We start from the raw sequence: 17,265 nt of genomic DNA on the forward strand, positions 1-17,265 counted from the left end.
CTTGCCTCAGATCGATCAGTCCGCGCTGCCACCGCATGTCGAACCGCATCGCAAGCCGCTGTCGCTGTTGCAGTCGCTGCGGGCGGCGCGCCAGAACGTGCTCGAGATCATCCCGGCCATCGCCTATCGGCAGCCCATGGTGTCGGGCCGCATGGGCGCGCGCTGGCACATGGTGCAGGACCCGGCCGCACTGCGGCGCATCTTTCTGGACAATGCGGCGAACTATCCCAAATCCGAAGTGATGCTGCGCATGTTGCGCCCGGCGATCGGCAATAGCCTGTTCAACGCCGAAGGCGCCGACTGGCGCTGGCAGCGGCGGGCCGTGGCGCCGGTCTTTGCCCAGCGCAATGTCACCGCTTTGGCGCCGGTGATGACGGCCACGGCCGAGCGGGCGGCACAGCGGCTAGGCGCGGCCGGACCCCAGGCCGAAATGGTCGGGGAAATGCTCACCGCCACGTTCGATGTCATCTGCGAAGTGGCGCTGTCGGGCCGCGAGCATTTCGATGCCGGGGTCTATGGCGCCGCCATCATCCGCTATTTCGAAACGGCTGGAAAAGCCTCGCTGCTGGACTTCCTGCGCGTGCCGAGCTGGTTTCCCCGGCCCGGCGAAGTGCTGGGCATGGGCGCCGTGCGCACCATGCACGACATGGTGGAAAAGGCCATTGCGGCGCGCCGCAAACAGGCGACGGGCACGGCGGATGACCTGCTCGATTTCATGCTCAAGGCGCAGGATCCGGAAACCGGGCGGACCATGTCGCCGCAGGACGTGCTGCACAATATGCAGTTCTTCATCGTGGCCGGGCACGAAACCACGGCGCTGGCGCTGAGCTGGGCGCTGCAGCTGCTGGCCCTGTCCCCCGCCATCCAGGAGCGGGCCCATGAAGAGGCCCGCGCCGCACTGGGCGAGCAGCCGGCCGGGCTCGAGCATCTCGAGGCCATGCCGCTGGGCCGTCGCATCCTCGAGGAGTCCATGCGGCTTTATCCGCCGGTGGGCATGCTGGCGCGCGAGGTGCGCGCCAGCGACGAGTTGGGCGGCCGACAGATCGCCGCCCATGACGTGATCTTCCTGCCGCTTTATGCGCTGCATCGACACGAGCTGCTGTGGGACGACCCCAACAGCTTCAACCCGGACCGCTTCCTGCCCGAGGCGGCCAAGGCCCGCGACCGCTATGCCTATCTGCCCTTCGGTGCCGGTCCGCGCGTCTGCGTCGGCGCCAACTTTGCCATGATGCAGGCCCAGATTATCCTGGCGACCCTGCTGGCGCGGTTCCGCTTCGCGCCGGGTCCCGATCCCCTGCCCCGGCCGACCATGCTGATGACGGTACGCCCCGATACCGGGATCAAGCTGCGCGTAACGCCGCGATAATAGCGGCGATAATCAGCCCGGCTTGACCGGATTGAGGCGGCGCCAGGCCTGGTACTCGTCATTGGCATCGGGATGGAGCGGGTAATAGCGCTGCAGCGGCGCGCCCTCCATCAGCTTGATGCGGGAAAACTCTTCCCACTCGGCATGCTTTTGCCCGTCCGCGATCACCTGCTCGGCCATCGATACCGGCACCACCACCGCGCCGTCGTCATCGGCCACGATAATGTCGCCGGGCACCACGGTCACGCCGCCGCAGGCGATGGTCACGTTGACCGCATAGGGGTAGATGTCGGTCTGCACATGGTAGTTGGGCGACCAGCCCTTGAGCCAGAGCGCCAGGTCGAGCTTTTCCACATTGGGCCGATCGCGCATCACCCCGTCGATGATGATGCCGGCGCCGCCGCGCCCCTTGAAATAGGTGCTCATCATGTCGCCGAAAATGCCCGAGCGCATGTCGCCGCGCGCATCCACCACCACCACATCGCCCTCCTGCACGTGATAGAGCACGTGGCGGTGCAGCTGGGTTTCAGGGTCGGCATATTCGCCTTCGCTGAACAGGTCCGGCCGCTGCGGCAGGCATTGCAGGGTCAGCGCCGGTCCGCAGATGCACTTGCCATGGGTCTGGGGCAGGATGCCGGTCATATGCGGGTTCTTGAAGCCCATATGCCCCAGCGTCCCGGCGATGGTCGCTGCGCCCAATCCCCTGAGCCCCTCGATCAGGTGCTTTGCCGGCCGCGTGATCTCGGCGCCCTTGGTCATCGTCTGTCCCCCACTCACATCGCTAAAATTACCAGTTCGTGACCGAACCGTCGGTGCGCCGCAGATGCGGCGCCTCCCAGAATTGGAAACTCTGCTTGGCCAGCAGGTCCTCGTTGACCTCGACGCCCAGGCCCGGCGCGTCGCTGACCGGATAGACCGCGCCCTGCAGCTTCGGCTGTACCGGGAAAAACGCGTCATTGTCGAAGCCGAGGCCCCGCTCGGGTGCCCGGGTTTCGAGCCAGGCGAAGTTGGGCACGGCAGCGGCAAAGTGAATGGTGGCGGCGGTGCAGACGGGACCGAGCGGATTGTGCGGCATCAGGTCGACATAATGCGCCTCGCTCCAGCCGGCGACCTTCATCGCCTCGGTCAGGCCACCGACATTGCACACGTCCAGCCGATTGAACTGGTGAATGCCGCGCTCGATAAAAGGCAGGAACTGCCACTTGCTGGAAAATTCCTCGCCGATGGCGAAGGGAATATCGGTCATGCTGCGCAGCGATTCATAGGCCTCCGGCGTCTCGTCGCGGATCGGCTCTTCGAGGAAATCGAGCACGCCCTTGTCGAGCTTGTTGCAGAAGCTGGCCGCCTCGGCGACCGAGAGACGGTGATGATAGTCGATGCCCAGCACCACTTCGCTGCCCAGTTCCTCACGCGCTTTGTTGAGAATGCGCGCGGTGGCGGCGATGGACTGGCGCGGCTCGAAGATGTCGGGGCTGTCCTGGCCGATGGGGAAGAAGCGGATGGCGTCAAAGCCCATTTCCTTGAGTTCATGCGCCCGCTCGATGGCGCCCTCGCCGGCGCTGTCGCCGGTCGAGGCAAAGGCGGGGACCGCATGGCGCTGCTTGCCCCCGAGCAGGTCATAGACCGGCACGCCCAGCGCCTTGCCCTTGATGTCGTGCAGCGCGATGTCGATGGCCGAAATCGCCGCCTGCAGCACGCGGCCGCCCTCGAAATACTGGCTGCGGTAGAGTTCCTGCCAGATGCAACCGATCTGCATGGCGTCCCGGCCGATGAGGAATTCGCGATAATGCTCGATGGCGCCGGCCACCGCTTTTTCTCGCCCGGTCAAACCACTCTCGCCCCAGCCGAAAATGCCCTGATCGGTCTCGATCTTGACCAGGAACTGGTTTCTGATGCCCACCCGGACCGGGTAGGGCTTGATGGCAGTGATCTTGAGCTTGAGGGGCATGAATAGTCTCAGGGGTTAGTCGGCGTGCAGGGCCATTTCGGTCTGGCCGTCGAACAGATGAATGCGGTCCTGGTCGAATTCGAGCCAGACCATTTCATCGGGTTCGACCTGGGCGGTCGGTGGCAGGCTTATATTGACGATGGCGCCAGACAGGAAGGCCTGGACGAAAGTGATGTCCCCGGTCGGCTCGACGGTATAGACGCGGGCCGGCACGGCGCCTGCCACGGCTGACTTGTGCAGTCTGATGGTGGAGTGCCGCGCCCCCAGCACCACCTTGTTCGAGCTGGCCGCAGCGACCTTGCGGGCATTGGCGTCCGACAGCGGCAGCAGCCAGCCCTCGGCGCTGCTGAGCGCCGTCTGTCCATTGGCTGTGGTTGCTTCGAGCGGCACCAGGCTCATGGCCGGGCTGCCGATGAAGCTGGCCACGAACATGTTGACCGGATTGGCAAAGACCTGGGCCGGCGTATCATATTGCTGCAGCAGGCCGGCATTCATCACCGCCATCTTGTCGGCCATGGTAACGGCCTCGAGCTGGTCATGCGTGACATAGATGATAGTGGCATGCAGATCCTGGTGGAAGCGCTTGAGCTCGCTGCGCATCTGCACGCGCAGCTTGGCGTCGAGGTTGGACAAGGGCTCGTCCATCAGGAACACCGCCGGATCGCGCACCAAGGCACGACCGAGCGCCACGCGCTGCTGCTGCCCGCCGGACAGTTCGCGCGGCTTGCGCTCGAGCAGATGGGTGATGTCGAGCACCTTGGCGGCTTCGCGGACCTTGCGGTCAATCTCCTCTTTGGGCAGCTTGCGCATCTGCAGGGGGAAGGCCAGGTTCTGGAACACCGATTTCTGCGGATAGAGTGCGTAGTTCTGGAACACCATGGCGATGTCCCGGTCCTTGGGATCGAGATCGTTGACCACCCGATCGCCGATGACGATGTCGCCCGAGGTGATCGGGATCAGGCCCGCGACGAGGTTCAGCGTCGTGGTCTTGCCGCAACCGGAGGGGCCGACCAGGGCGACGAATTCACCGTCATTGACCGTCAGCGACACATCCCTGGCGGCATAGACCGAGCCATAGGTCTTGACGAGATCTTTGAGAACGACCTGGGCCATGAATGCAACCTTCTAGTGTTTGACGGCGCCTTCGGTGAGGGCCCGCACGAAATACTTCTGCAGCAACAGGAACAGCACGACCACGGGCACGCTCATGATGAAGCTTGCCGCCATCAGGCCGGGGAAATCGGTGGTATTTTCCGAAAAGAACCGCTGGATGCCGACCGGCAAGGTGAGCTGCTCGTTCTTGGTGAGGAAGGTGGCGGCATAGATGTATTCGTTCCAGGCGCCGATGAAGGAGTAGATCGCGGTGGCGATGATGCCGGGCACCGAGAGCGGCATGACGATGTAGACGAAGGCCTGGAACCGGGTGGCGCCATCGATGCGGGCCGCCTGTTCCAGCTGGACCGGGATATTGTCGTAAAAGCCCTTGAGCAGCCAGATGGCCAGCGGCAGGCCGAAGGTGAGATAGGTCAGGATCAGCGATCCATGCGTATTCACCAGACCCAGCCAGCGCATCAGGATGAACAGCGGCACGAGGAAGATGACAGCCGGAAACATGTTGCGCAGCAGCACGGCAAAGAACAGGAACTTGCGGCCCGGAAAGCGGAATCGCGAGAAGGCATAGGCTGCCGGAACGGCGACGGCGACCGCCAGGATCGTGGTGACGGTTGAGACGAAGAGGCTGTTCCAGAAGAAGCGCAGGAAATCCTGGCCCACGCTGTTCTGCGGGTCGAGCAGCTTTTGATAGCTGGCCAGGGTTGGCTCGGATGGCCACCATTGCGGCGGGAACTGCATCGCGGCAAAGCCCGACTTGATCGAGGTCAGCAGCATCCAGACCATCGGCAGCGCCGTATAGAGCAGCATGAAGAAGAGGAAGATGCGCCCGGCCCAGCGCCAGCCGTCTATGGCCTTACGACCGCGCGGCGTCCGGCTTTCCGAGATCGCGGTCATGCGCCGTCCTCTTTCTTCTCATTGGCGCTCAGGGCCCGCACGTAAAAGTAGCCCAACGACATCACTATGATGAACAGCAGCACCGAATAGGCCGCGGCGACGCCCCAGCGCTGCCGCCCGAAGGCCAGTTCGTAGATGTGGGTGATCCAGATGTGGGAGGCGTTGGATGGCCCGCCGCCCGTGGTGATCCAGGGCACGATGAAGGAATTGAAGTTGGCCACGGCCAGCAGCAGGATGGTGACGGTGGAGACGCCGCCCAGATAGGGGAAGGTCACATGCCAGAAGCGCTGCCAGGCGGAGGCGCCATCGACGCGGGCGGCGCGTAGCAATTGCTCGGGCACGGTCTGCAGGCCCGCCATGATCATGATCATGGCAAAGGGAAACTCGCGCCAGATGTTGACCACGATCAGCGAGGGCAGCACCGTATGCACATTGTCGATGAAGTTGGGTTGCCGGTCGACCAGGCCCATCTGCATCATCACGGCCCCGATGATGCCGAAATCAGAATGATACATCCACTTCCAGATGTAGGAGGCCGCGACCGCGCTGATGACCCAGGGAATGATCAGGATGGCGCGCAGCACGGCGCGCCCGGCAAAGTCGCGGTGCAGTGCCAGCGCGCAGGCATAGCCGAGCACGAAGGCGATCAGCGTCGAAGACACCGTCCAGATCAGCGTATTGGCGGTCACCTTCCAGAAGACGTCGCTGGACAGGATGGCGGTGTAATTCTCGGTGCCGACAAAGATCTTGTCGCGCAGCTGCAGGCCTGGTGGTGTTTTGAAGAACGACAGGTCGATCGTGTAGTAGACCGGATAGGCGATGACGATGAGCATCACCACGATGGCGGGCAGCACGTAGAGATAATCGGCGCGGGCGGTCCACATCTGCTGAAGCAGACTGGGCCGGGTCGGCAGGGCCCGCTGGGGAGAGCCATGGCCGGCAGTAATGGTCATCGTGCGGCTCCTTGGGACTGACTGCTGGCGGGAAAGGTGACCGGCAGCGCGGGGGCGCCGCCGGTCGTGGTCGCGGGGAGGGCTAGAGTCCGCCGCCCTCGGTGACCTCCCGGACCTTCTGGGCGGCATCTTCGGCCGCTTCATCCACCGTCATGGCCCCTGTCAGCACGTTCTGCAGCATGTCGGGGATGATGATGTTCATGATCTCGGGCGTTTCCGGCAGGGTCGGGAACGGCACGCCATAGGGCAGCATCGAGGTCGTGACATCGAGGAACTTGATGGAGTCGAGACGCTCCTTCATCCACTTGGTCTTGAAGCCGTTCAGGTTGCCGGGATTGGAGCCGGCATAGGCCATTTTCAGCGACCATTCCGGACTGGTCCAGAAGCAGACCATGGCCTTGGCCGCCGCCTCGTCCACTTCACCGCCCTCGACATATTCGGGGTTGAGAATGTGGATATTGGAGCCGCCGAACACCACCGCCCGCTTGCCGTCCGGTCCGGTCGGGATCAGGCCGTAGCGCATGTTGTCGATGACGGTCTGGGCCTTTTCCGCGTCGGTGCCGGTGGCCTTGGCCTGCAGGTCGAGCATCACGTTGTAGTCGGATGGATGGGAGATCATCATGGCCAGCTGCCCGGCCAGGAAGAGCGGCTGGTTATCCGCCTGCTGGTTGGTCAGCGCCGAGACCGGGACCGACTGGTCGCGGACATACATATCATAGGAGGCCTGCAAGGCCTGCTTGCTGGCATCGCTGTCGAGGCGGATCTCGCCATAGTTCGGATTGGGATCGGCTTCGTCGAACACGCCGCCGCCATAGCCCCAGAGCTGGGGCATGAAGCGATAGGGGGTGTTGCCGGCATTCTTGCGGGCCACGAGGCCATAGCCGGAGACGCCCAGATTGTCGTGGATCTGCTTGGAATAGGTGACGACATCATCCCAGGTGGCCGGCGGCACTTCGGGATCGAGCCCTGCCCGTTCGAAGATGTCGGCATTCCAGATCAGCGCCATTGTCTCGTTATTGGTCGGGATGCCATAGGCCTTGCCTTCCCACATCACCGACTTCATGGCGCCGGGCCAGAAGTCCTCGGTCTTCCAGCCGACGTCTTCGGGGCTCAGCTCCTGCAGATAGCCCTTGGAGGCAAACTCGACGCCGCCCAGGATCTGCAGGCGCACCACCATCGGCCCGGCATTGCCCAACAGGGCCGTGCGGAACTTGTCGAGCAGATCGTTATAGGTAAGCGCCTGCTCCTCAAGCACGATATTGGGATAGGTAGTACGGAAGGCCTCGAAGAAATCCTTGTAATACTGGCGCAGCAGATCAGGATCGCCCTCGAACACGCCCTGGTACCAGAAGGTCAGCTTGCCCTGGTAGTCGAGCGGCGTGACCGCGCCGCAGGCCTCGGCGGTATCGAATTCCTCGGTGCCGGCAATCGAGCGCACATATTCCGGCGACCACTGGCTGATATCGACGCTCTGACCGAGCACGGTGGTGCTCAGCATCGACACGGCAAGCGCAGACACTACTGCGCCATGCGCAAGCGCACGGCCCAATCGGTAGTTGCTCATAAAATCCTCCTGTCGGCCTGCCAGCATCCCTCCGCGGCAGGTCCCTTTGTGGCGGCGTGCATCGGGCTTTGCCTCTTATGCACATCTCGCCAAGTCCATAGGTATGCAGAAGCCATATTGCGTGTCAACTGAATTGGATCGTACATTGTTTGCCGACAACTATGTATGATATCGGTGAGGCAGGTTGTTGCTTCGGGAGCGGGATTTGGCGAGCACGAGTGAATTCAAGATTTCGCCGCCGGCGGGCCTCGAGGAAATCGACGTCTCCAGCCAGCGCGCCGTCTCGCTCTACGAGGCCATTCGCGAGGACATCCTGTCGGGGCGGCTGCAGCCCAATGAGCGCCTGGTGGTTGCCGATCTGGCCGAACGGCTGGGCACCTCCACCAATCCGGTGCGCGAGGCGCTGCAGATGCTGCGCGGCGAGGGCTATGTCATGTTCTCGCCCAATCGCGGCGCCCGCGTGCGGCCGATCGACCATGACTTCGTGCGCAATATCTACGAGATCAGCGCGCTGATCGAGCCGGCCCTGACGCAGTGGTTTGTCGGCATGGCCACCGATGCCGACATTGCCGAGCTCGAGCGCATCCAGGGCCTCATCGAGGAAAATAACTTCGTCGATGCGGTGCTGCATAGTGGCCTCGACGTGCAGTTTCACACCGTCGTCTACCAGCGCCACTACAACCGCCACGCCGCCGAAATCTGGTGGAAGCACCGCCAGGTGCTGCGGGCGGTGACGCAGCGCTTCGCCTATACGCTGGCCCGGCGCAGCCAGGTCATCCGCGAGCACCGCGAGCTCATCGCGCTGGTCAAGGCCGGCGAGGCCGACAAGGCCGCCGCCTGCGTGGCCCGCCATGTCGAAAGCTCGGGCCGGCATATCCTCGAGCAGATGCGCGCCCATCATGCGGCACAGGCAGGATAGGCCGCCGCAAACACGAATTTGCCGCTAGCGGAACTCACTGAAAGGCAACAGAAATGAAGATTACCGGCGTCAAGCCATGGCTGATCAAATCGAGCGCCTCCTATTGGGGCGAGTTCCTCTTCGTGGAGGTCACCACGGATGCGGGCGTTACCGGCTGGGGGGAAATCACCAGCACGACCTATGTGGCCAACCGGGCGCTCTGCGTCATGCTCCGCCAGATCAGCACCATCATCGAAGGCGATGATCCGGCCCATATCGAGCGGATCTGGCACAAGATCTTCCGCAACTTCACCTATATGGGCAGCCGCGGCGCCGCTGTGGAATGCGTCAGCGCCATCGACATCGCGCTGTGGGACATTCGCGGCAAGGTGCTGGGCCAGCCGATCTATGAACTACTCGGCGGGCCGGTGCGTGACGATATCCTGCTCTACACCCATCCCGACCAGCGCAAGTTCACCAGCGATGCCGCCGTGGTGCAGGAGATCGAGGACATCATTGCCTCGGGCCACACGGCGCTCAAGTTCGACCCGTTTCCGCAGCAGGGCCCCAAGGGGCGCGACGGCGTCGCCCGCGAACAGTCCGAGGGCTATCTCGATGGCTCGATGAACCGCAAGGACGAGCGCGCGGCGGCCGAGCTGACCGCCCTGATCCGCCAAACGGCGGGTCCCGACATCGACATCCTGATCGATGCACATGGCCGGTTCGACGTCCCCACCGCCATCAGGCTCTGCCGCACGCTCGAAGAGGCCGGCGACATCGACTGGTTCGAGGAACCCGTGCCGCCCGAGAGTCTGAATGCGCTTAAGCAGGTGCGCGACAAGGTCAGCGCGGCGATCTCCTGGGGCGAACGCGGCCATACCAAATGGGATTTCGTGCCGGTGCTGGAAGGCCAGCTGGCCGATTTCATCATGCCCGACGTCACCTGGACCGGCGGCATTACCGAGCTCAAGAAGATTTCGGCCTTGTGCGAGGCCTATTACATCCCGGTCTCGCCGCATGACGCGGCGGGGCCGATCAATGTGGTGGCCGGCGCGCAGGTGATGATGACGGTACCCAACTTCTACCGGCTGGAAACCTCGGAATGGAACCTGAGCAAATACGACCATCTGATCGACAAGCCGCTCGACAATTCCCATGGCAGTCTCAAGCTCAACAAGGCGCCGGGCCTGGGCATCGAGATGAACCGGGATTATCTGGCGGACAACCTGATCGAGATTGACTGAGACGACAGCAGGCCAAAGCCCGGGGGGACCGCATGGATGCCAATGGAGCTGCAGAAGCCATCGAGAGCAATGTGCGCACGGCGTCGCGACCGAGCGATCTGCGCATCACCGATATCCGCGTTGCCGAGATCGTCGGGGCGCCGTTCACCTCGGCGCTGATCAAGGTTTTTACCAATCAGGGCCTGGTCGGTCTGGGCGAGGTGCGCGATGGCGCCAGCGCCAGCTATGCCCTGATGCTCAAGAGCCGGCTGCTGGGCGAAAATCCCTGCGACATCGACCGCCTGTTCCGCCGCATCAAGCAGTTCGGCGGCCATGGCAGGCAGGGCGGCGGCGTGTCGGGCCTCGAAATCGCGCTGTGGGACCTGGCTGGCAAGGCCTATGGCGTGCCCATCTACCAGATGCTGGGCGGCAAGTTCCGCGACAAGGTGCGCATCTATTGCGACACCGATGCGGAAAAGCCGAGCGGTACCGAGACCGGCAAGCGCCTCAAGGCGCGCATGGATATGGGTTTCACCTTTCTCAAGATGGATCTCGGCCTGATGCAGATCGCCGACATTCCCGGCGCCGTGGTCGCGCCGGCCGGTTCGCTGGAGGGCTATCGCGTGCATCCCGGCCGCGGTTCGATCAAATCCATGGAAGACCGCCGCGCCCGCAACGCCGTCTATGACATGCACAATGTGCGGCACCCGTTTACGGGCCTTCATTTCAGCGACAAGGGCCTCGACCTGCTCGAGCAGTATATTGCCGAGGTGCGCGACGTCATCGGCTACGAGATACCCCTGGCCATCGACCATGTCGGCCATATCTCGCTGCAGAACGGCATCCGCCTCGCCCGGCGCATCGAGAAATATGTGCCGGCCTGGCTCGAGGACGTCATCCCCTGGCAATATACCGAGCAGTACCGTCAGCTGCAGGACGCCACCACGGTGCCGATCTGCACAGGCGAGGACATCTATCTCAAGGAAGGTTTCGAGCCGCTGCTGCGCAGTAGCGGTGTCTCGGTCATACATCCGGACCTGCTGACCTCGGGCGGGATACTTGAAACCAAGAAGATCGGCGACATGGCGCAGGACCATGGCGTGGCCATGGCCATCCACATGGCCGAAAGCCCGATCGCGGCGATGGCCGCCGCCCATGTGGCGGTGGCCACGGAGAATTTCATGGCGCTCGAATATCACAGCGCCGATGTGGACTGGTGGGACGACATCGTCACCGGCCTGCCCAGGCCGCTGGTGCAGGACGGTTTCATCACCGTGCCTGACAAGCCGGGCCTCGGGATCGACGATATTGTCGACGACGTCATCGCTCAGCACCTGCAGCCCGGCGTCACCGGCATCTGGCAGCCGACCGAAAGCTGGGACGACGACTATTCCTGGGACCGCACCTGGAGCTGACGGGCGCGGGAACAGGACGACAATCAACCGAACATTTAGGAAGCATGATGATCTACGAAATGCGCGTCTATGACTGCCTGCCCGGCCGCCTGCCGGCGCTACTGGCACGCTTTAACGACCACACCCTGGCGCTGTGGGACAGGCACGGCATCAGGCAGGCCGGGTTCTTCACCACCGTCATCGGCGAAAACAATAATCGGCTGACCTATTTCCTGGCCTGGCAATCCCTGGCCGAACGCGAGAGCAAGTGGAAGGCCTTCATCACCGATCCGGCCTGGCTCAAGGCCCGCGACGAGTCCGAAGCCGACGGTCAGATCCTCGCCAATGTCAGCAGCCAGATCCTGGCGCCGACCGCCTTCTCGTCAGTGCAATAGGAGGGGCATCATGAAGATCACCGACCTGCGCTGCGCCGTCATTGGCCGCCATCCCATCGTGCGGATCGTCACCGATGAGGGTCTGTACGGGCTGGGCGAGGTGGAGTTCACCAAGAGCTATCTCAAACCCTTCGTGCTGCATTTCCGCGAGGCGCTGATCGGCCAGGACCCCATCGATGTCGAGCGCTGCATGCTCAAGATCCGCCAGCGCGGCAGCTTCAAGCCATATGGCGCCGCCGTCTCGGCCATCGAGCATGCGCTGTGGGACATTGCCGGCAAGGCGGCCAACGTTCCCGCCTACAAGCTGCTGGGCGGCAAGGTGCGCGACCAGGTGCGGGTCTATAACGGCTCCATCCGGCGCAAGCGCAGCGGCGACCGGCCGGAGGACTATGCCGCCGACGTCAAATGGATGATGGAGCAGCCCCAGAACTTCTTCATGGTCAAGCAGGGCATCAGCTTTCACTCCAACATGAAGGATGCCATTCCCGACTTTCACTATGGCCTGCGGCAGGACAATGCCGGCTATCACGGCGCCATGGATCAGGGGCAGATCTCCGAGCGCGGCTTCAACCACATGCTCGATTGCGTGGCGGCTATGAAGGAAGTGCTGGGCGACAAGGTCAGCCTGGCGCTCGATTGCGGGCCGGGCTGGTTCCTCAACGACGCCATCCGCTTTGCCCGCGCCGTCGAGAAATATGACCTGATGTGGCTCGAGGACATGCTGACCGGCGACTATGTGCCCTGGGTCAATCCGCAGGCCTATCGCGAGCTGACCACCTCGACCTCGACGCCGATCCATACCGGCGAGCAGATCTATCTGCGGCACAATTTCAAGGAGCTCATCGAAAGCCAGGCCGTGCGCGTCATCGGGCCGGACCCGGCCGATGTCGGCGGCATTGCCGAGCTCAAATGGATCACCGAGCACGCCTATATGCACTCGATCATGATGGCCCCGCATGGCACAGCCAATGGCCTGCTGGGCCTGGGCGCGCTGATCAATGTCTGCGCCACCCTGCCGGCCAACTTCATCGCCTTTGAATATCCCAGCGCGTCGGATCCTTGGTGGCACGATATTGTCACTGGCCTGCCCGAGACCATCGTGACCAATTCGATGATCGACCTGCTGCCCGGCCCCGGCCTGGGACTCGACATCGATGCAGAGGGCGCCCGAAAATACCTGCGGGAAGAGGATGCGGGCTTTTTCGACGCCTAAGCCTTCAGCCGCATGCTGCCGTTCATGAAATAGCGATCGAACAGCGGACTGGTTGCGGCGCCGATGGCGCGGGCATTGCCGCCGACCATGCCGGCTTCGACCTGCGGCGCGATCAGGCCGCGCATGTCCTGGTGGCTGAGATAGCGCCGCGTGCGCTCGACCAGAGAGTGCTTGACCGAATTGGGGAAGGCGCCGTCGATGATGATGGCCTCGAAATCGATGACGGCGCAGACCGAGAGGCTGGCCTTGGCCAACTCCTGGGCGGTCTGGCCGATCCAGGGATCCACGAACCGCGCCATCTTGCTCCAGTCCTGCGGCTGATCCCAAAGCGCCTGCGGATCGAGGCCGAATTCGGCCAGGCGGGCCTCGAGCAGGTGGATGGATGCGGTGTCGATCAACTGCTGGCTTTCGCCATGCGGGCCGACGCTGCGCAGCGACCCCAGCGCCCCGGCATTGCCCTGGTGGCCCTGATAGACCGAGTGATTGAGCACCACGCCGCCACCGATAAAGGCACCAACGAAGAAATAGGCATAGTCGCGAAATTCCTTGCCGCGACCATAGATATGCTCGGCCTGGCAACCGGCGGTGGCGTCGTTGACGATGCTGACGGGCAGGTCGGTGAAATCGGCCAGCGCGCCGACGAAATCGACATCCTGCCAGGAGGAGAACTCCGCCGCGGGGGCGCCGACCAGCTCATTCCACTTCCACAGTTCGAAGGGCAGGCCGATGCCGATGCCGCAGATGCGGGACTGTTCGGCTGGCGTGCAGCGGCTGAGGATGTCTGTAATGCCGGTCCGCAGAAAGTCGAGGATCGCCTCTGGCATGGGATACTTGTAGGTGAGCTGCATTTCATGGCGGACGGTGCCGCGGAAGTCGGCCAGCAAGAGCACGGCGCTGCGTCGGCCGACCTTGCAGCCAAAGGACAGCACGCCGCCTTCGGCCAGGCCCATCGGCACGGATGGCTTGCCGACCTTGCCCTTTACCGGCGTGCCGCGGCTGAGCAGTCCCTCCGCCTCCATCTCGCGCAGAATGATGGAAACGGTCTGCGGCGACAGGTTGGCCATGCGCGCAAGATCGCTGCCGGCGGTCGGGCCGTTGCGCTGCAGCAGGGTCAGCAGCAGGCGCTCGTTGTAGTCGCGCACGCCACTCTGGTTGACGCCGGTACTGAGGCTTCGAATGATTGCAGGTCTCATGGCGCCGCACCTTAGAGACTGCCGATGCGGGCGGAAAGATGCCCAACCGCGAATAAATAAATAAAGTAGATTTATATATTGACGGGGCAGATGGAACTGGCCACGATAAGCGCGTCATCGAACGACAGACGGACCTGGGAGGAGCCCGATCCGCTGCGGACAAGGGAGAGAATCTTGAACAAGCTGCTTTTGAGCACAGCACTGTGCCTTGCTGTCATGTCGGCACCGACCATCGCGCAGGACGCGGTTTCGGCCTGCCTGATCACAAAGACCGATACCAATCCATTCTTCGTGAAAATGCGTGAAGGCGCCGAGGCCAAGGCCGCGGAACTGGGCATCACGCTCAAGTCCTATGCCGGCAAGATTGACGGCGATCACGAAACCCAGGTCGCGGCCATCGAGACCTGCATTGCCGACGGCGCCAAGGGCATTCTGATCACCGCCTCGGACACCTCGGCCATTGCCCAATCGGTGAAGCAGGCGCGCGATGCCGGCCTGCTGGTGATTGCGCTTGATACCCCGCTCACCCCGGCCGATGCGGCCGACGCGACCTTTGCCACCGACAATTTCCTTGCCGGTGAACTGATCGGCAAGTGGGCCGCCGGCAAGCTTGGCGCCGAAGCCGCCAATGCCAAGATCGCCATGCTCGACCTGGCCATCAGTCAGCCGACCGTCGACGTGCTGCGCGACCAGGGCTTCCTGCAGGGCTTCGGCATCGAGCTGGGTGATCCGGACAAGTGGGGCGACGAGACCGATCCGCGCATCGTCGGCCATGACGTGACCGCCGGCAATGAGGAAGGCGGCCGCAAGGCCATGGAAAACCTCCTCGCCAAGGATCCCTCGATCAACGTCGTCTACACCATCAACGAGCCGGCCGCGGCCGGCGCCTATGAAGCGCTCAAGTCGATCGGTCGCGAAGCCGACGTGCTGATCGTCTCGGTCGACGGCGGTTGCCCAGGCGTCGCTAACGTCAAGGACGGCGTCATCGGCGCCACCTCGCAGCAGTACCCGCTGCAGATGGCGGCCCTGGGCGTCGAGGCCATCAAGGCCTGGGCTGACACAGGCGCAAAGCCGGCCCCCACCGAAGGCAAGGCCTTCTTCGACACCGGCGTGGCGCTGGTGACCGACACGGCTGTGGATGGCGTTGAGTCCATTGACAGCGTCAAGGGCGCCGAGCTCTGCTGGGGCTGAACCGGCCTGACTGACACGACAAGACGAGGGGCGGGCCACCGGTTCGCCCCTCATCCAATCAATCTGGGGAGGAGAACCCATGAGCGAGCATGAAGTGGACGCGACCATTGTCGCGCGCGATGCTGTCGCCGTATTCGACCATCAACCGCGCGGATTGCTGTCCCGGGTGCAGCATGCCCTGCACAGCACCCCCGCTCTGGTGCCGCTGATCGTGCTGGTGCTGTCGATCGCCCTGTTCGGCAGCCTGCTGGGATCGAAGTTCTTCTCGTCCTTCGCGCTGACGCTGATCCTGCAGCAGGTGGCCATTGTCGGCATTGTCGGGGCGGCGCAGTCGCTGGTGATCCTGACCGCGGGCATCGACCTGTCGGTGGGCGCCATCATGGTGCTGAGCTCGGTCATCATGGGCCAGTTCACCTTCCGCTATGGCCTGCCGCCGGCAGTCGCCATCGGCATCGGGCTGATGGTGGGCACCTTTGTCGGCTTCATCAATGGTTGGCTCATCGCGCGCATCAAGCTGCCGCCCTTCATCGTGACGCTGGGCGTCTGGCAGATCGCGCTGGCCTCCAACTTCCTCTATTCGGGCAATGAGACCATCCGCGCCCAGGAAATCGAAACCCAGGCGCCGCTGCTGCAGTTCTTCGGGCGATCGATCAGTATCGGCGGCGCGGTCTTTACCTATGGCGTGATCTTCTTCGTGCTGCTGGTGCTGCTGCTGGCCTATGTGCTGCGCCATACCGCCTGGGGACGCCACGTCTATGCCGTGGGCGACGATCCGGATGCGGCGGAGCTGTCGGGCGTCAATACCAAGCGCATCCTGATCTCGGTCTACATGCTGTCGGGGCTGATCTGCGCCTTTGCCGGCTGGGCCCTGATCGGCCGCATCGGCTCGGTTTCGCCGACCTCGGGCCAGTCGGCCAATATCGAAAGCATCACGGCCGTGGTGATCGGGGGCATCTCGCTGTTCGGCGGCCGCGGCTCGATCCTGGGCATGCTGTTCGGCGCGCTGATCGTGGGCGTCTTCTCGCTCGGCCTGCGCCTGCTCGGCGCGGATGCGCAATGGACCTACCTGCTGATCGGCGCGCTCATCATCGCCGCAGTGGCCGTGGACCAGTGGATCAGGAAGGTATCAGTCTGATGGAACCCATTCTCAAGGCGCGCAACCTGTCCAAGCGCTATGGCCGCGTCACCGCGCTCGACAATTGCGACTTCGACCTGATGAAGGGAGAAATCCTCGCGGTCATCGGCGATAACGGCGCCGGCAAGTCTTCGCTGATCAAGGCCATGTCGGGCGCCATTGCGCCCGATAGCGGCGAGATCTTCCTCGATGGGCAACTGGTGAATTTCAGCTCGCCCATTGCCGCGCGGCATGCAGGGGTTGAAACGGTGTACCAGACCCTGGCCATGTCACCGGCCCTGTCTATCGCCGACAACATGTTCATGGGGCGCGAACTGCGCAAGCCGGGTATTGCGGGGAGCCTGTTCCGCCAGCTCGACCGGCCCAGAATGGAGCGCATTGCGCGCGAGAAACTCAGCGACCTGGGCCTGAGCACGATCCAGAACATCAACCAGACGGTGGAAACACTGTCGGGTGGCCAGCGCCAGGGCGTGGCCGTGGCGCGGGCGGCGGCCTTTGGCAGCAAGGTGATCATCCTCGACGAACCAACGGCGGCGCTCGGGGTCAAGGAATCGCGGCGCGTGCTGGACCTGATCCAGGACGTGCGCGCGCGCGGCATCTCCATCGTCCTGATCAGCCACAACATGCCGCATGTCTTCGAGGTCGCCGATCGCGTGCATGTGCACCGGCTCGGACGACGCCTCTGCGTGATCGATCCCAAGGACTATACCATGTCCGATGCCGTGGCCTTCATGACCGGCGCCAAGGAGGCACCAGTTCTGACGGCAGCCTAGATCTGAGGGGCG

Annotated in this window: 16 protein-coding genes; 9 read left to right on the forward strand and 7 right to left on the reverse strand. The window is 63.4% G+C overall.

The genetic code is table 11. The annotated features are described in order from the left end of the window. The first annotated feature begins 1 nt into the window (after position 1). Complete coding sequence (locus GDR53_RS06305; protein WP_210321403.1) at positions 2 to 1,366, forward strand: cytochrome P450; 1,365 nt, start codon at positions 2 to 4, stop codon at positions 1,364 to 1,366. A 12-nt stretch (positions 1,367 to 1,378) separates the two neighbouring features. Here the strand turns inward: GDR53_RS06305 and GDR53_RS06310 are convergent, their stop codons facing one another. From GDR53_RS06310 to GDR53_RS06335, 6 genes are all read right to left on the reverse strand, one after another. Continuing rightward, on the reverse strand, positions 1,379 to 2,125 hold the full coding sequence (locus GDR53_RS06310; protein ID WP_193337222.1) for a ribonuclease activity regulator RraA: 747 nt from the start codon (positions 2,123 to 2,125) through the stop codon (positions 1,379 to 1,381). Positions 2,126 to 2,153: 28 nt separating this feature from the next. After that, the gene (locus tag GDR53_RS06315) at positions 2,154 to 3,314 is read right to left on the reverse strand and encodes a mandelate racemase/muconate lactonizing enzyme family protein (RefSeq protein WP_193337223.1); all 1,161 of its coding nucleotides are present in this window, start codon (positions 3,312 to 3,314) and stop codon (positions 2,154 to 2,156) included. Between the two features lie 15 nt (positions 3,315 to 3,329). Beyond that, positions 3,330 to 4,427, reverse strand: a complete 1,098-nt coding sequence (locus GDR53_RS06320; protein ID WP_193337224.1) for an ABC transporter ATP-binding protein — start codon at positions 4,425 to 4,427, stop codon at positions 3,330 to 3,332. A gap of 12 nt (positions 4,428 to 4,439) precedes the next feature. Continuing rightward, entirely contained in the window at positions 4,440 to 5,321 is an 882-nt protein-coding gene (locus tag GDR53_RS06325) for a carbohydrate ABC transporter permease (protein ID WP_193337225.1), read from the reverse strand. Continuing rightward, complete coding sequence (locus tag GDR53_RS06330) at positions 5,318 to 6,274, reverse strand: carbohydrate ABC transporter permease (RefSeq protein WP_193337226.1); 957 nt, start codon at positions 6,272 to 6,274, stop codon at positions 5,318 to 5,320. Before GDR53_RS06330 ends, GDR53_RS06325 begins: the two co-directional genes overlap by 4 nt. 82 nt (positions 6,275 to 6,356) lie before the next feature. Next, entirely contained in the window at positions 6,357 to 7,838 is a 1,482-nt protein-coding gene (locus GDR53_RS06335; RefSeq protein ID WP_193337227.1) for an ABC transporter substrate-binding protein, read from the reverse strand. A 205-nt stretch (positions 7,839 to 8,043) separates the two neighbouring features. Here GDR53_RS06335 and GDR53_RS06340 point away from each other — a divergent pair, with 205 nt between their 5' ends. From GDR53_RS06340 to GDR53_RS06360, 5 genes are read left to right on the forward strand one after another with little or no spacing between them, the layout of a single operon-like run. Beyond that, positions 8,044 to 8,757 (forward strand): GntR family transcriptional regulator, encoded by a 714-nt coding sequence (locus GDR53_RS06340; protein WP_193337228.1) that lies wholly within the window; start codon positions 8,044 to 8,046, stop codon positions 8,755 to 8,757. Between the two features lie 53 nt (positions 8,758 to 8,810). Continuing rightward, positions 8,811 to 9,980: a mandelate racemase/muconate lactonizing enzyme family protein gene (locus GDR53_RS06345; protein WP_193337229.1), complete on the forward strand. Its 1,170-nt coding sequence runs from the start codon at positions 8,811 to 8,813 to the stop codon at positions 9,978 to 9,980. Between the two features lie 32 nt (positions 9,981 to 10,012). Beyond that, positions 10,013 to 11,374 (forward strand): mandelate racemase/muconate lactonizing enzyme family protein, encoded by a 1,362-nt coding sequence (locus tag GDR53_RS06350; RefSeq protein WP_193337230.1) that lies wholly within the window; start codon positions 10,013 to 10,015, stop codon positions 11,372 to 11,374. A 47-nt stretch (positions 11,375 to 11,421) separates the two neighbouring features. Beyond that, complete coding sequence (locus tag GDR53_RS06355; protein WP_193337996.1) at positions 11,422 to 11,748, forward strand: NIPSNAP family protein; 327 nt, start codon at positions 11,422 to 11,424, stop codon at positions 11,746 to 11,748. A 10-nt stretch (positions 11,749 to 11,758) separates the two neighbouring features. Continuing rightward, positions 11,759 to 12,961: a mandelate racemase/muconate lactonizing enzyme family protein gene (locus tag GDR53_RS06360; protein ID WP_193337231.1), complete on the forward strand. Its 1,203-nt coding sequence runs from the start codon at positions 11,759 to 11,761 to the stop codon at positions 12,959 to 12,961. Here GDR53_RS06360 and GDR53_RS06365 read toward each other — a convergent pair. Next, complete coding sequence (locus GDR53_RS06365) at positions 12,958 to 14,154, reverse strand: ROK family transcriptional regulator (protein ID WP_193337232.1); 1,197 nt, start codon at positions 14,152 to 14,154, stop codon at positions 12,958 to 12,960. The genes GDR53_RS06360 and GDR53_RS06365 overlap by 4 nt on opposite strands. A 174-nt stretch (positions 14,155 to 14,328) precedes the next feature. Between GDR53_RS06365 and GDR53_RS06370 the strand changes: the two genes are divergently transcribed. The 3 genes from GDR53_RS06370 (at position 14,329) to GDR53_RS06380 (ending at position 17,253) form a co-directional block, all read left to right on the forward strand. Continuing rightward, positions 14,329 to 15,345 (forward strand): sugar ABC transporter substrate-binding protein, encoded by a 1,017-nt coding sequence (locus tag GDR53_RS06370; RefSeq protein ID WP_408639787.1) that lies wholly within the window; start codon positions 14,329 to 14,331, stop codon positions 15,343 to 15,345. Between the two features lie 79 nt (positions 15,346 to 15,424). Next, entirely contained in the window at positions 15,425 to 16,480 is a 1,056-nt protein-coding gene (locus tag GDR53_RS06375) for an ABC transporter permease (RefSeq protein WP_193337234.1), read from the forward strand. Next, a complete protein-coding gene (locus tag GDR53_RS06380; RefSeq protein WP_193337235.1) occupies positions 16,480 to 17,253 on the forward strand; it encodes an ATP-binding cassette domain-containing protein in 774 nt (257 codons plus the stop codon). The genes GDR53_RS06375 and GDR53_RS06380 overlap by 1 nt, the downstream gene beginning before the upstream one ends. Positions 17,254 to 17,265 lie beyond the last annotated feature (12 nt).

Origin of the sequence: Devosia beringensis (assembly GCF_014926585.1) — a bacterium.
GTDB lineage: Bacteria > Pseudomonadota > Alphaproteobacteria > Rhizobiales > Devosiaceae > Devosia > Devosia beringensis.